We start from the raw sequence: 13,317 nt of genomic DNA on the forward strand, positions 1-13,317 counted from the left end.
AATTGTTGACCGTAACATGTTGGCTCATAGATACATCTGAAAACCGCTTCATATTTGGCTTATTTACAACGAAACGATTGTTGCTTGTAAATAAGCCAAATATGAAGCGGCTACTTGTCAAGAATATTCACACCCATAATCCCGCTGGAGTAGGATGCTCACAACGGGTCATGGGGATTCATTCGCTATGCTACAGGAAATGGGTTTCGCCAATGAGGAATAGGAGAATGTAACCCAACACCATGCTGATGATACCCACTGTCAAGCCCACCTTGAGCATGTCGTTCTGCTTGACCAGTCCTGTTGAATAGGCGATGGCGTTTGGTGGCGTTGAGATAGGCAAGCACATGGCTGAAGAAGCAGCAATGGCAATACCGATGAGTATCGTAGCTGTGCCGCCAATGGAATTGAGGGTGTCGCCCATGCCTGCGCAGACAACGCTCAAAATAGGAACCAACAAGGCCGCTGTTGCGGTGTTGGAGATGAAGTTGGACAAGAAATAGCAAATCAATCCCGACAAAATCAGTATGATTACCGGACTGAATTCCTTGAATGGAATGCTCTCGATGCCACGGTCGGCCAAGCCAGATCCGTTCATGCCGAGGCCTAAGGCGAATCCGCCGGCTACCATCCAGATGACACTCCAGTTGATTTCTTGCAAATCTTTGCCTGTAATGACGCCTGTAATGGCGAAAATACCCATGGGTATCATGGCCACGGTGTTAGAGTCCATGCCGGTGATCTTGCTTGGGATGAGCCAGAGAAGAATGGTGAGGATGAAGGTTCCGCTTACCACCCACATGCGCCATCCTTTATGTATGCGCCCTTTGATTTCCAACTCAATGGTCTTTTGGGTAAAGGGGAAGAACTTCAAGATGATGCGCCACGAAATGAATAGCAGGATGATGACTAATGGAAACATAAATGCCATCCAGTTACCAAAGCCGATACCCATGTTCAATCCTTCAGGGTCGTTGAGGGCTTGTAGTGCAATTGCGTTCGGTGGTGTGCCGATTGGCGTGGCCATACCACCAAGGTTGGCGGCTAAAGGGATGCTCATGGTCAGTGCAATGCGCCCCTTACCATTGGCTGGAAGGGCTGCAAATACAGGCGTGAGGAAGGTGAGCATCATGGCTGCCGTGGCGGTATTGCTGACAAACATGGAGAAAATGCCGGTAATGAGGAGAAACCCTAAAAGTACATTCTCGCTCTTGTGTCCGAACGGTTTGATGAGGTTGCGGGCCAAAAGGACATCCAATCCCGATTTTGTCGCTGCAATGGCAAGGATGAATCCGCCCAAGAACAGGATGATGACGGGGTTGGCAAAGGTGGCCATAATCTCCTTTGATTTAAGCAAGGTACCGAATACTTCATTCTCTTCGCCCTTGAACATTGATAGACTGTTGTTGGAAACAGTTAAGCACATCACGGTGATGATGGCTAATGAGGTGGCCCACGAAGGCACGGCTTCGGTGATCCACGACAGGGTGGCGAACACAAAAATGGCGATGATTCGCTGTTGAATGACGGTCAACCCATCGATGCCGAAGGTGTCGATGGGTAGGTTCCACACGATAGCGGTCACTGCTATGATTCCTAAGAAGGTAAACAGCTTCTTGGTATTCAGCTGACCGCTCATAACATTTTCTTTTTCTTCTTCCATGGTTAATTGGGTGTTTAGTTATATTTTGATTGGGTAAAGTTATGATTTTTTTTGAACAAACAAAAATTATGACATAATAATAGTAGAAAAACATCTTTTTACCTTCTTGTATGACATGCGCACATAGAGATGGAAAGATGAAAAATCGTGGCACTTTAATATAGTTTTTGTTCCATAAATTTGTATTTTTGTATCCTATTTTATCAGGACATGTTGCGTGATGTATAGAACTGAAAGGCATGAAGAATAAGTTTTTTTTGAGTTGGTTTGGAGCTTTTGTTCTCTTAACGGTCATCTCGTTGGCGGGTTGCCGGCATGGCCGTGGGTCGGCAGGTTTTGGCGATGGGAAGCCATTGGCATTCAAGTATGCCCAACATATCAAGATGGTGAAGCATCGGCTGTTTACCGTTGTCACATTGGTAGACCCGTGGCGTGAGGGCAAGACGCTGCATACTTATGTGCTGGTGGATAGGAAAGATTCGGCTCGGGTGGATCATTTGCCCGAAGGAACGTTGGTTTATACGCCTTTAATGCGCAGCGTTGTCTTCACGACAGCTCACTGCAAACTGCTGGAGTATTTAGGTTGTTTAAATCAAATAGTTGGCGTTGCCGACTTGAAATACATCCTGATACCCTCCATTCATGAGCGGGTGCGATTGGGAAAGATTGTGGATTGTGGTGAAGGCATGGCACCTCAGTTGGAAAAAATCATCGAGTTGAAGCCGCAGGCGTTGTTCTTGTCACCTTTTGAGAACAGTGGTGGTTATGGAAAGTTGGCGCAATTGGGTACGCCCATCATAGAGATGGCTGATTATATGGAAACTTCTCCGTTGGGTAGAGCCGAGTGGATGAAGTTTTATGGCATGTTGTTCGGTCAGGAAAAGCGTGCCGATTCGCTGTTTAATGTCGTGGACAGTCTTTATCAAGGGTTGAAGGCGACGGCTCAAGCGTGGCACACTGGACGTTCAATCTTGACGGAACGCAAGACCGGTAGCGTGTGGTACTGCCCCGGAGGGAAAAGTACGATGGGGCAAATGATAGCCGATGCCAATGGTACATACGCCTTTTCGGACGACAAACATAGCGGTAGCCTGCCGTTATCGTTTGAGGAGGTGCTGGAAAAGGCCGGAGATAGTGACGTGTGGGCATTCAAATTCAACGGCGAAAGGCTCATGACGAAGAAGGATTTGTTGGCCGAATTTCATGGTTATGATGGATTGAAAGCTTTCAAGACGGGTCAGATTTATCAGTGTAATGGCAGTGTTAAACCTTATTTTGAGGAGACTCCTTTCCGTCCCGACTTATTATTAAGGGATTTTATCATCATGTTACATCCCGAAGCAACGGCCTTAGGTTCGTTGAGATACTATGAGAAAATAGAACAATAGGTGTGACCTGGTCGACGTGGCATCATGCTTTCGACTGTAAAGTGTTGTGCACAAAGAAAAAAAGACAATCCGCATGGACTGTCTTTTTGTAGTTATTTGATGGCACAGGCAGGCGATATCAGCTTACTGTCTGTGTCTTTTGTCATTAATAGGCGGCTTCGAACTCCTTCAAGAACCGCAGGTCGTTCTCTGAGAACATGCGCAAATCGCTCACGCGATACTTCAGATTGGTGATGCGTTCCACGCCCATTCCGAAAGCATAGCCACTATATACCTTACTATCAATGCCGCATGATTCCAGCACGTTGGGGTCTACCATGCCGCAACCGAGTATCTCTACCCAGCCCGTGTGCTTGCAGAACGCGCAGCCATCACCACCACAAATGAAACAAGAGATATCCATTTCGGCACTTGGCTCAGTGAAAGGGAAGTAGCTGGGGCGCAGTCTGATGTCGGTATCCGGACCAAACATCTCACGTGCAAAGGTCAACAATACCTGCTTGAGGTCGGTAAACGACACATTCTTGTCGATATAAAGACCCTCTACTTGATGGAAGAAGCAGTGCGCGCGGGCCGAGATGGCCTCGTTGCGGTACACTCTTCCCGGACAGATGATGCGGATAGGAGGTTGATGGGTCTCCATATAGTGCGACTGGTCACCTGATGTATGTGAGCGTAGCAGTATGTTTTTGGTCACATCATTGGGGTGTTTGCTCACGAAGAACGTGTCTTGCATGTCGCGGGCAGGATGATCTGACGCAAAGTTGAGCTTGGTAAAAACGTGCAAGTCGTCATCAATTTCTGGTCCGTCAGCCAGCACAAAGCCCATACGTTGGAAGATATCGCAGATTTGATTCTTCACGATTGTCAGTGGATGTCGTGTCCCCAAGCGGATAGGATAGGGTGTACGGGTCATGTCAATGTCATCAGAAGCGTCGGCGGAAGTATCAACTTGCTCTTTCAAGGCATTGATTTTGTCCAACGTCAGCTGCTTCAGTTCGTTGATTTTCATGCCTACTGTTTTCTTCTCATCAGCGGCCACGTTGCGGAAATCGGCCATCAAAGCATTGATTTCACCTTTCTTACTGAGGTATTTCAGGCGCAACCGTTCAACTTCTTCAGCGTTCTTGGCTGAAAGATTGCTTACTTCTTTCAGAAGCTCATCTATTTTATCAAGTATCATACTTTATAATAATTTCCTACTGCAAAGGTACTATTTTTTAAGTTAAAAAGAAGACTTATATCGAAATTAAGTCGTAATTTTGCATAAAATAGGCTGCACCTTACCAAAATAAGTAAACTTCTTTTGGATTCGGTTTGCGCTATTTTTCCATAAGATAGGCATCGTCTCAACAAAGAAAGCAAACTTTCTTTGTCTTCGGCTTGCGCTATCTTTGCATAAAACAAATGGTACCTTCGTCCAGAAATGCCGTGTATTCTTTGGAATTTGAAGGGGTACGTTAGAAAAAGTGAGAGGATTTTATAAGCAAAAGTGTTCGTATGAGAAAATTTACTTTCTTCGTTTTGGCATTGATGGTGCTGACATCTGTCCTGTTTTCCACAACGGGATGTGTTGATAAAAAGCATCAAGCTGTTGAAACCATGGCGGTTGATTCCATTGCAGAGGATAGTGTTGACGAGGATACCTTGTCGGCCATGATTGCTGAATCGCCCATGTCGAAGTCTGCCGACGAGCTGTTTGACGACTTTATCTTTAATTTTGCCGCAAACAAAAAGTTGCAGTTCAAGCGTGTGAAGTTTCCTTTGCCCGTGATGAAGCATGGAGAACAGACAGACGAAATCAAGAAAGAGCAGTGGAAGATGGACTATTTTTTCATGAAACAAGGCTATTTCACGCTCATTTTTGACAACCTTAAACAGATGGAAGTGGTGAAAGACACGTCGGTAAATCAGGTGACTGTTGAGAAGATTTTGTTCAAAAACAAAACCATCAAGCAGTATATCTTCAACCGAATCAATGGTGAGTTTATGTTAACCTCGATTGTTTACCAGCCAATACAAGAGAGTGTCAACGGCCCTTTTTTGCAGTTTTACCAGCGATTTGCTGTCGACAGTGCTTTTCAGGTGCGCAGCATGAACGAAACAGTTGAGTTTACAGCACCCGATCCCGATGATGATTTTGGCACCATCACGGGCTCTATTGTTCCCGAACAATGGTCGGCGTTCAAACCACCCATCATTCCCAAAGGAAATATCTACAATATAGTTTATGGTCAGAAGCATAAGCGAGGGAATCAAAAAATCTTTGTTGTGCGTGGCATCGCTACCGATTTGGAGAATATCATGGTGTTCCGTCGGCTGAAATCTGAATGGAAATTGGTGAAATTTAATAGCTGAAAGGGTAGGGATGAGAGATATACGCAACCATAGTCTGCTGCATCACAACACGTTCGGCATAGACGTTTCGTGTCGTCGCTTCATCGAGTTTGATACGAAAGCCGAACTTCTCGAAGCTCTTTCACGGCTCACCGAGGCCGATTATCCCATCATGCCATTGGGAAAAGGCAGCAACCTGTTATTGACAAAAGATTTTGATGGAACCGTTTTGTGTTCGAACATCCGTTCGATTGACATTGCGATCAACAACCATCAGGCCATCATCAAGAGCGGCAGTGGCGTGGTGTGGGACGATTTAGTCGCTACTTGTGTCGAGCAAGAAGCTTACGGTCTGGAAAACCTCTCATTGATTCCAGGCACGGTAGGCGCTGCGGCCGTGCAGAACATCGGTGCTTACGGCAGCGAGGTCAACCGCTTTATTCACTCCATAATGGCTGTAGAAATCGCCACGGGACATGAGGTAAAGTTCGCTCGAGCTGATTGTGAGTACGCCTACCGATACAGCAAGTTCAAGGATGAGTGGAAAAATCGGTTTGTTATCACCCATGTTGAGTTCCGTTTTGACTGTACCTATCGTCCCCATTTAGATTATGGTAACATTCGAGCAGCATTGCAGCGGCAGGGAATAGAACACCCCACGCCACAGCAATTGCGCCAAACCATCATCGGCATTCGACAAGCCAAACTGCCCGATCCACAGGTGCAAGGCAACGCTGGCAGCTTCTTTATGAACCCCATTGTTGACCGAAAGGAGTATGAACGCTTGGCCATGCAATATCCTCAGATGCCCCATTACGCCGTGGATGAAGAACATGAGAAGATTCCAGCCGGTTGGTTGATTGACCAATGTGGGTGGAAAGGCCGTTCCATGGGTGCCGCTGGCGTGCACGACAAGCAGGCACTTGTGCTGGTGAATCGTGGTGGAGCCACCGGAAACGATATCGTAAAGTTGTGTGAGGCCATACGGCATGATGTTTTCCAACGCTTCGGCATCATCATCAAACCGGAGGTAAACATCTTATGAGATTAACATTCTTGGGTACCGGCACGTCGGGTGGCGTCCCTTCTTTGGGATGTCATTGTGCGGTATGTGAGAGCACTGACCCACATGACAAGCGTTTGCGTACGGCTGCTTTGCTGGAAACGCAAACAACGAGGATTCTCATTGACTGTGGCCCTGACATCCGTCAACAGCTTATGCCCTTCGCTTTTACTCCGTTAGATGGTGTGTTGCTCACGCATGTTCATTATGACCATGTAGCCGGCATCGACGATTTGCGACCTTTCTGCGTGTTCAGTTCCGTACATATTTTTGCAGACCAGCACACGGTAGACCTGTTGCATCAAACCATGCCTTATTGCTTTACGCAGAAACTTTATCCCGGCGTGCCACAGCTCGACTTAACCCCTGTGGTCCCACATCAACCCCTAAACGTGGGGGATGTCGAGGTGTTGCCTTTCCAGGTGATGCATGACAAGCTGCCCATCTTAGGCTATCGGTTTGGTAGTCTTGTCTATATCACGGACATGAAGACCATCGATGAGGCCGAATATGCCTATCTTGAAGGCATCGACACGCTCGTTGTGAATGCGCTGAGGTATCAGCCGCAACACCATTCGCACATGACCGTGGATGAAGCCGTGGCGTTTGCCAAGCGAATAGGTGCTAAAAGAACCTACTTTGTACACATGAACCACGACGTAGGCTTTCATGAAGAAGTGAATAAAAGGCTACCCGCTGGCATGCAATTGGCTTATGACGGATTGCAGATAGATGTGTAAATGGCGGGTCGTTTACATTTATCAGCATTTGCTACGCAAATTGTGTCTTTTTGTCAAAAATGTCTTTAGCTCGATTAAAAATAGTTATAAAAAGTCCAAATTCATGGCAAAATCTTGCAGATACGATATCATTTTGTATCTTTGCAATGTGTTTTTCATAGTATTAGATTTAAGGTTAATAAGATTGAGAGTACGGCGGTACTCTTTTTTTTTACTCATAAATCAGTAAAATTACGACACATACCTCGCTCGTAGGCCACATAGAAGTAGTTATTCGGTAATAACAGATACTGGCTACAAACTCCAAGCAAATATAGAAGTCACATTGGTTTGAAAGCTCAACAGTATCACTGATTGTATCGTCATGAAAAAGATAACGATGATAAGTGCAAATAAATTTTCTTGACAAGCAACCTTTTCATGCTTGGCGAATTTGCAAACAACCCTGCCTTTTCTCGCAAATACGCCCAAAATGAGCGATTTTTATAAAACATTAATAAACAGGTATTTACGAATATCTTATACTGTTTCGTTTCAACTAGATAAGACTTTTCATACCAAAAGCAATGCTTTAAGGGTGCAATACGTATGCTTTTACTGCTCAAAAGCATGTTGGTAGGTAGCCAAAGTGATGCTTGTGTGCGCGTAAAGTCTATCCATTTGTGATAAAATTCGATTTTTCTTGTTCCAAAATCTCTTGTTTGCATCCTCCAAGCCTATCGTTTTTTTCTAGTTTGAAAGTTTACAGGTGCCGTTTTAGGGGTGATAATTGTTGAATAAACACAACAAAAATTGCAACTTGTATTTAAGTTGGTCAATCGGCAATAATATTGTCAGAGGGTGGGTTTTCTATCGCTTTTTCAGGAGAGGTTCATCTGGTAAACTAACTATCAACAACGATACGGGGGTATGTAGTCATCAACTCAGTTTACAAAGGGAAGCTTGGTTTTAGAGTCAGTCTTTGGAATGATGCGGATTGTGACAACGCCCTTTGAAGGCCATGACAATGGGGGCGCAAAAAAAATGACAACCGTCAATCGGTTGTCATAGTTTAGTTTCTGAAAAAAAATTATCTTCTTTTCTTGAATTTTCTGTACAATTTCCAGGCCAACAGCACGCCGTCGAAGATGCCAGTCCCCGTGTTCATCAATCCTGATATACGCTTAGAGGGCAGCTTTGATGTCAGTGTGGCCGGCTTGTTGAACATACTGTTCCAAAGATGTCGCATGCCTTCTTCATCCTTCCTGATGCTTTTCAAAATCTGGTCTTTGCGTATCCTGATTTCACTGAGCGATTTATATTGTGCGGGAGCGTTATTATCTGTATTGTTTGTCATGTCACTTCTCCATTAATAGGCTTGCCAGAAACCTGACAAGTGGTCGCTCTATCCATTGTTTGCGGAAGAGGAAGAACAACAAAAAGATGAATAAATAGCCTCCGGCCACAATCAGGAAGCCTATGGGCAGCCCCACATGAGGTTCGAGTGCGTATGCAGCTGCGAACGACACGTAGATGAGTGCCAGTATCATGATGATGGAAAGCGCTGTGACCAAGGTGATGACCGTAATAAGACGTACCACCTTCTCAATTACATCGAGCTTCACATATTCTGTTTGAAGCCCGATGTAATGTTTGCATATATCGACCAAACGGCCGATGGTCTCAACGTTCTGATCGTTTGAAAACATATACTAATGTTTACTCTACGATGTCTGTAGCAGCCTCTTTGATGTCGTCAACCAAGTCATCAACATCTTTTTTTGACAATTTGATGTCGTGTTTCTTGCAGAATTCATCAACGGCGTCAGAAATTTTGTTGCGTGTTCTCTTGCCCTCTTGTGGAGCTATCAATAACCCAACCACTGCACCTGCGATGGCGCCACCTAAGAATGCGCCGATATAACCTACTGTTCTCATTGTTCTATTCTTTTTAAATTGTTATTAAATTAGTTGTTTATAACGTTATAAGTGTTCGAATGTTTCGAACTATCGCAAATATATGAAAAGTTTTGCAGATAAAAGGTTAATGTATTGTATATTTTTGTTAAAAAACATGAGTTTTATGCATTTAACAAACTTTATGCGGCACTTTTGTTCCATTTTAGCGGATATTTTGTACCTTCGCAAGGTATAATGAATCAATAAGTTTAATTAATAATATCCTACAAAATTATGAAAAAAAGTATTGTTTTATGCGCGGGCATGTGTGTAGCACTGGCTTTTACTGGTTGTAAATCAAGCGAGAGCGCTTATAAGAAAGCATACGAAAAGGCAAAGGCACAGGAATCTGTACAGGCTTCGGCTCAGACCGAGGCTCCGGTGGTTGCTCCTTTGACCCCAGCCCCTGTAACACAGACGCAGGTTGTTGATAATGTTGACAACGCGACGGTACGTACCGAGGACGTGACCGTGGTGAGCGGCAGTGGCTTGAGCGCATTCAGCGTTGTTGTAGGTTCATTCGGATTGAAAGCCAACGCAGAGGGATTGCAGCGTACGTTGCAGTCAGCCGGCTATGGAGCACAAATCGCTTACAATTCAGCTCGCAATATGTATCGCGTCGTGGCTTCAACCCATGCAGACAAAGCTTCGGCTGTAGCATCGCGCAATCAGTTCCGTTCAAAGTATCCTGACGCTTGGTTGCTGTACAAGAAATAAGAAGATGATTGTAAATGGTGTGGGCTAAAAGGTGCGGGTAAGTGCCTGCAAAAGATAGTTATGCACGGGTTCACCTGCAAAGGTGACGTCTGTTTACTCCGATGAACTCCTGGTGAACTCCATGTTAACTTTCGCCTCATGACCATTTACTGATACTATGCGTATCCTTTCGATAGATTACGGAAAGAAACGTACGGGCATAGCAGTTACCGACCCATTGCAAATCATTGCCAATGGATTGGCAACTGTTTCTACATCTACACTCTTCGACTATCTCAAAGACTATATAGCGCGTGAGGAGGTGGAACGGATTGTCATAGGAAAGCCTATGCAAACCAATGGAAAGCCCAGTGAGAACATGGCTCGGGTGGAGCAGTTTGTGAACCGATGGCGAAAGGCCATGCCACAAATACCCATCGAATATTACGACGAGCGTTTTACGTCCGTGCTGGCTCATCAGGCCATGATCGCAAGTGGCATCGGCAAGAAAGCCCGGCAAAACAAAGCGTTGGTAGACGAAATATCTGCTACCATCATTCTGCAAAGTTATATGGAGTCGAAGCGGATAAGGTAAACGACGTTGTAACAGGTTTGATATGTGTGTGCGTGGACATGGCTGCGAGTAGGCAAGTTCAGGGTTCGGTCATAAATAGAAAACAGGAATCCATCACGTTGTCAGCCACAGAACGAACACCGCATCAGCGATCTACTTGTAAACTATCACCTCGTAACCTCGTCAACTTGTAAACTTGTAAACTAAAAAATGATATTACCTATATATATTTATGGTCAACCCGTGCTTCGCAAAGTGGCGCAGGACATCACACCCGAGTATGAAGGACTGGGTCAATTGATACAAGACATGTTTGAAACACTCGATTCGGCAGATGGCGTTGGCCTTGCCGCACCACAGATAGGAAAATCCATTCGCGTGGTGGTTATCGACCTCAACGTGTTGAGTGACGACTTTCCCGAATACAAAGATTTCAGGCGTGCATACATCAATCCGCATATTATAGAGATTGACGAGAATGCTCCCAAGGAGTCGATGGACGAGGGATGCCTCTCCATTCCCGGCATTCATGAAGCCGTTTCGAGAACCACACGCATTCGTGTGCAGTACATGGATGACGACTTTACGCCGCATGATGAATGGATAGAAGGCTACTTGGCCCGTGTGATGCAGCATGAGTTTGACCATCTGGACGGTAAAATGTTCGTTGATCGCATATCGCCGTTCCGTAAACAAATGATCAAAAACAAACTGAAGGGTATGACACAGGGCAAGTACGAGTGTCATTACCGCACCAAACCCGTTCGCAGATAAAGCGTCAACAGTGCACCTGCCCGCTAAAACGGGTGCACAAGTAGAAGGTATGTATCGGCATGTAGTCATCATATTCATGGCTTGTTTGTCGCTCGTGGCACGGGCGCAATACAATATAGACAAGCTGCTTAGGAATGGCCAGGTGGCCCTTCACTATGAAGACTATGTGCTGTCGATACAGTATTTCAACCAAATCATTGCCTTAAAACCCTATCTTTATGAGCCGTGGCAATATCGGGCTGTGGCAAAATTCTACTTAGATGACTTTACAGGTGCCGAAGCTGACATCTCCAAAGCCATCGAGCTGAACCCTTATATCCATCAGTTTTTTGATTTAAGGGCCATCACCAAGATCAGACAAGAGCGGTATGATGAGGCCATCGCTGACTACAATCGGGCCATCAAGCTGCAACCCAGACAACAAAGTTATTGGTTTAATCGGGCAGTCTGCCTGATGAACGAGAAGAAATACGACGAGGCATTGTTGCAGACAGATACCATCGTGCAGAAATGGGCTAACGCCGCCAACGCCTATTCACTGAAAGCCGAAATCTATCTGCATCAGAAAGATACCACGCAAGCAGCCAAGTGCTTGGACAAAAGTTTGAAGATAGATCCTTATGACGGTAACACATGGACCACACGCGCCTACATCAGTTTGGCTCGCAGGAAGTGGAAAGACGCGGACGAGGAACTCTCTAAGGCCATCCACCTGAAACCCAATGCGGCCAACAACTATGTAAACCGCGCCTTGGCCCGACTTAATTACAACAATCTTCGTGGGGCAATGGCCGATTATGACCTGGCACTCGATTTGGCACCGAACGACTTTTTGGCTCACTACAATCGGGGATTGCTGCGTATGCAGCTGGGTGATGACAACCGGGCGATAGAAGATTTCGACTTTGTTATCAAGATGGAGCCGAAAAACGTGATGGCCATTTTTAACCGAGCACTGCTACACGACAGGACTGGCGACTTGCGCTCGGCCATTCGTGACTATTCGGCAGTGATAGATCAGTTCCCTAATTTCTGGACGGGATTGTCCTATCGTGCCAATTGTTATCGCCGGTTGGGCATGACGGCAAAAGCCGAAATGGATGAATTTCGTATCTTCAAGGCGCAGATGGACAAGCGCAGTGGCGTTCAAAAACGCTGGAGCAACAACAAATTGAAGGCCATGCGCAAGCGCAGCGAGATTGATCCCGAGAAGTATAATCAAATCGTTGTGGCCGACGAGAACACGGTTGAGCGTGAGTATGAGAGTGAGTATCGGGGGCAGATACAGCATCGCAAGGTGGATGTCGCACGCATGCCGATGTTCGAAGTTTCGTATCTGTCGTACCATAATGGCATGAATACCTATCAGGCTTTCAACAAAGAAATTGAAAACTTTAATAATCTTCATCCCCTGAAATATCCACTTAACATCACTTGTAAGCCCGCCCAGCTGACCGAAGAGCAGTCAAAGGCGTTTCTTTCTCTGATTGATCAGCTGTCGGCTTCTATCCAAGACGCGAAGGATATGAAGGATGTACATGCTTGGTTGTTGCAACGTGCCGTAGCATATAGCGTTACACAGAATTTTGACGAGGCTATCAACGACTTGAATGTCTATCTCGATCAAGACAGTACTTCGGCCATTGCCTACTGGCAGAGAGCGGTATGTCAGTTTATGATGAACGATTTCAATGCCTCTCATGGTGTTGATATCCAACTAAAGGCAGCCAAGACGCTCGATGATTTCAATCAAGCTATCAAGCTGGATGGGCAGAATGCCTACCTATATTATAACCGCGGCAACTTCCATGCGGCGCGCAAAGATTATCAGTTGGCTATCGACGATTATACCAAGGCCATTGAACTGGACGGCCGGTTGGCTGAGGCTTATTACAACCGGGGAATCATTCGGCTGGAAAACACACATACCAAAAATGCCGGGATCGCTGACTTGAGCAAGGCAGGAGAACTCGGTATTTACGACGCTTATGGCGTTATCAAACGCAAAACGGCGACAAAATAGGCCATCGTTTTAGGCTTCAGCCATGTTTCCCCCATGGCATCAAACCCCATTTTTATAGGAATAAACAAACCAAATCGTTGTTTTATCTCAAAATAAAGCATTACTTTTGTGTCGATTAAGA

The 13,317-nt window shown here is 45.5% G+C and carries 13 protein-coding genes; 8 read left to right on the forward strand and 5 right to left on the reverse strand.

All coding sequences use genetic code 11. The features are described from left to right. Nucleotides 1-190: 190 nt before the first annotated feature. Nucleotides 191-1,663: an SLC13 family permease gene (locus HMPREF1254_RS00300; RefSeq protein WP_023056629.1), complete on the reverse strand. Its 1,473-nt coding sequence runs from the start codon at nucleotides 1,661-1,663 to the stop codon at nucleotides 191-193. A gap of 239 nt (nucleotides 1,664-1,902) precedes the next feature. Here HMPREF1254_RS00300 and HMPREF1254_RS00305 point away from each other — a divergent pair, with 239 nt between their 5' ends. After that, complete coding sequence (locus tag HMPREF1254_RS00305; protein WP_023056626.1) at nucleotides 1,903-3,051, forward strand: ABC transporter substrate-binding protein; 1,149 nt, start codon at nucleotides 1,903-1,905, stop codon at nucleotides 3,049-3,051. Between the two features lie 145 nt (nucleotides 3,052-3,196). On the opposite strand, the gene pheS is transcribed toward HMPREF1254_RS00305, so the two are convergent. Next, nucleotides 3,197-4,234, reverse strand: a complete 1,038-nt coding sequence (gene pheS / locus HMPREF1254_RS00310) for a phenylalanine--tRNA ligase subunit alpha (RefSeq protein ID WP_023056714.1) — start codon at nucleotides 4,232-4,234, stop codon at nucleotides 3,197-3,199. A 317-nt stretch (nucleotides 4,235-4,551) separates the two neighbouring features. On the opposite strand from pheS, the gene HMPREF1254_RS00315 reads away from it, so the two are divergent. Genes HMPREF1254_RS00315 through HMPREF1254_RS00325 form a run of 3 tightly spaced genes read left to right on the forward strand, consistent with a single transcriptional unit; the run spans nucleotide 4,552 to nucleotide 7,191 of the window. Continuing rightward, nucleotides 4,552-5,409 (forward strand): DUF4348 domain-containing protein, encoded by an 858-nt coding sequence (locus tag HMPREF1254_RS00315; RefSeq protein ID WP_036872759.1) that lies wholly within the window; start codon nucleotides 4,552-4,554, stop codon nucleotides 5,407-5,409. A gap of 10 nt (nucleotides 5,410-5,419) precedes the next feature. Then, a complete protein-coding gene (gene murB / locus HMPREF1254_RS00320) occupies nucleotides 5,420-6,433 on the forward strand; it encodes a UDP-N-acetylmuramate dehydrogenase (protein WP_023056662.1) in 1,014 nt (337 codons plus the stop codon). Beyond that, complete coding sequence (locus tag HMPREF1254_RS00325) at nucleotides 6,430-7,191, forward strand: MBL fold metallo-hydrolase (RefSeq protein WP_023056740.1); 762 nt, start codon at nucleotides 6,430-6,432, stop codon at nucleotides 7,189-7,191. The genes murB and HMPREF1254_RS00325 overlap by 4 nt, the downstream gene beginning before the upstream one ends. Before the next feature lie 1,069 nt (nucleotides 7,192-8,260). Here HMPREF1254_RS00325 and HMPREF1254_RS00330 read toward each other — a convergent pair. From HMPREF1254_RS00330 to HMPREF1254_RS00340, 3 genes are read right to left on the reverse strand one after another with little or no spacing between them, the layout of a single operon-like run. Next, nucleotides 8,261-8,527: a hypothetical protein gene (locus HMPREF1254_RS00330; protein WP_023056731.1), complete on the reverse strand. Its 267-nt coding sequence runs from the start codon at nucleotides 8,525-8,527 to the stop codon at nucleotides 8,261-8,263. Nucleotide 8,528: 1 nt separating this feature from the next. Then, on the reverse strand, nucleotides 8,529-8,879 hold the full coding sequence (locus HMPREF1254_RS00335) for a phage holin family protein (RefSeq protein WP_023056691.1): 351 nt from the start codon (nucleotides 8,877-8,879) through the stop codon (nucleotides 8,529-8,531). A 10-nt stretch (nucleotides 8,880-8,889) separates the two neighbouring features. After that, the gene (locus tag HMPREF1254_RS00340; RefSeq protein WP_023056718.1) at nucleotides 8,890-9,108 is read right to left on the reverse strand and encodes a YtxH domain-containing protein; all 219 of its coding nucleotides are present in this window, start codon (nucleotides 9,106-9,108) and stop codon (nucleotides 8,890-8,892) included. A gap of 255 nt (nucleotides 9,109-9,363) precedes the next feature. On the opposite strand from HMPREF1254_RS00340, the gene HMPREF1254_RS00345 reads away from it, so the two are divergent. The 4 genes from HMPREF1254_RS00345 to HMPREF1254_RS00360 all read left to right on the forward strand — a co-directional run bounded on the left by HMPREF1254_RS00345 (nucleotide 9,364) and on the right by HMPREF1254_RS00360 (nucleotide 13,196). Beyond that, nucleotides 9,364-9,846 carry an SPOR domain-containing protein gene (locus HMPREF1254_RS00345; RefSeq protein ID WP_023056709.1) on the forward strand — a complete coding sequence of 161 codons (483 nt, stop codon included), beginning with the start codon at nucleotides 9,364-9,366 and terminating at the stop codon, nucleotides 9,844-9,846. Between the two features lie 157 nt (nucleotides 9,847-10,003). Then, nucleotides 10,004-10,420 carry a Holliday junction resolvase RuvX gene (gene ruvX, locus HMPREF1254_RS00350; RefSeq protein ID WP_023056692.1) on the forward strand — a complete coding sequence of 139 codons (417 nt, stop codon included), beginning with the start codon at nucleotides 10,004-10,006 and terminating at the stop codon, nucleotides 10,418-10,420. 189 nt (nucleotides 10,421-10,609) lie between these two features. Next, complete coding sequence (gene def, locus HMPREF1254_RS00355; protein ID WP_023056742.1) at nucleotides 10,610-11,173, forward strand: peptide deformylase; 564 nt, start codon at nucleotides 10,610-10,612, stop codon at nucleotides 11,171-11,173. A gap of 49 nt (nucleotides 11,174-11,222) precedes the next feature. Continuing rightward, nucleotides 11,223-13,196 carry a tetratricopeptide repeat protein gene (locus HMPREF1254_RS00360; RefSeq protein WP_036878480.1) on the forward strand — a complete coding sequence of 658 codons (1,974 nt, stop codon included), beginning with the start codon at nucleotides 11,223-11,225 and terminating at the stop codon, nucleotides 13,194-13,196. Nucleotides 13,197-13,317: the final 121 nt, after the last annotated feature.

Source organism: Prevotella sp. BV3P1, from assembly GCF_000479005.1.
Lineage (GTDB): Bacteria > Bacteroidota > Bacteroidia > Bacteroidales > Bacteroidaceae > Prevotella.

Bases quoted from the DNA above. Each gene is read 5' to 3' on its own strand.
- def (WP_023056742.1), top strand. From the start codon at position 10,610: ATGATATTACCTATATATATTTATGGTCAACCCGTGCTTCGCAAAGTG.
- HMPREF1254_RS00325 (WP_023056740.1), top strand. From the start codon at position 6,430: ATGAGATTAACATTCTTGGGTACCGGCACGTCGGGTGGCGTCCCTTCT.
- HMPREF1254_RS00330 (WP_023056731.1), bottom strand. From the start codon at position 8,527: ATGACAAACAATACAGATAATAACGCTCCCGCACAATATAAATCGCTC.
- HMPREF1254_RS00300 (WP_023056629.1), bottom strand. From the start codon at position 1,663: ATGGAAGAAGAAAAAGAAAATGTTATGAGCGGTCAGCTGAATACCAAG.
- HMPREF1254_RS00360 (WP_036878480.1), top strand. From the start codon at position 11,223: ATGTATCGGCATGTAGTCATCATATTCATGGCTTGTTTGTCGCTCGTG.
- HMPREF1254_RS00305 (WP_023056626.1), top strand. From the start codon at position 1,903: ATGAAGAATAAGTTTTTTTTGAGTTGGTTTGGAGCTTTTGTTCTCTTA.
- HMPREF1254_RS00345 (WP_023056709.1), top strand. From the start codon at position 9,364: ATGAAAAAAAGTATTGTTTTATGCGCGGGCATGTGTGTAGCACTGGCT.
- murB (WP_023056662.1), top strand. From the start codon at position 5,420: ATGAGAGATATACGCAACCATAGTCTGCTGCATCACAACACGTTCGGC.
- pheS (WP_023056714.1), bottom strand. From the start codon at position 4,234: ATGATACTTGATAAAATAGATGAGCTTCTGAAAGAAGTAAGCAATCTT.
- HMPREF1254_RS00335 (WP_023056691.1), bottom strand. From the start codon at position 8,879: ATGTTTTCAAACGATCAGAACGTTGAGACCATCGGCCGTTTGGTCGAT.
- HMPREF1254_RS00315 (WP_036872759.1), top strand. From the start codon at position 4,552: ATGAGAAAATTTACTTTCTTCGTTTTGGCATTGATGGTGCTGACATCT.
- HMPREF1254_RS00340 (WP_023056718.1), bottom strand. From the start codon at position 9,108: ATGAGAACAGTAGGTTATATCGGCGCATTCTTAGGTGGCGCCATCGCA.
- ruvX (WP_023056692.1), top strand. From the start codon at position 10,004: ATGCGTATCCTTTCGATAGATTACGGAAAGAAACGTACGGGCATAGCA.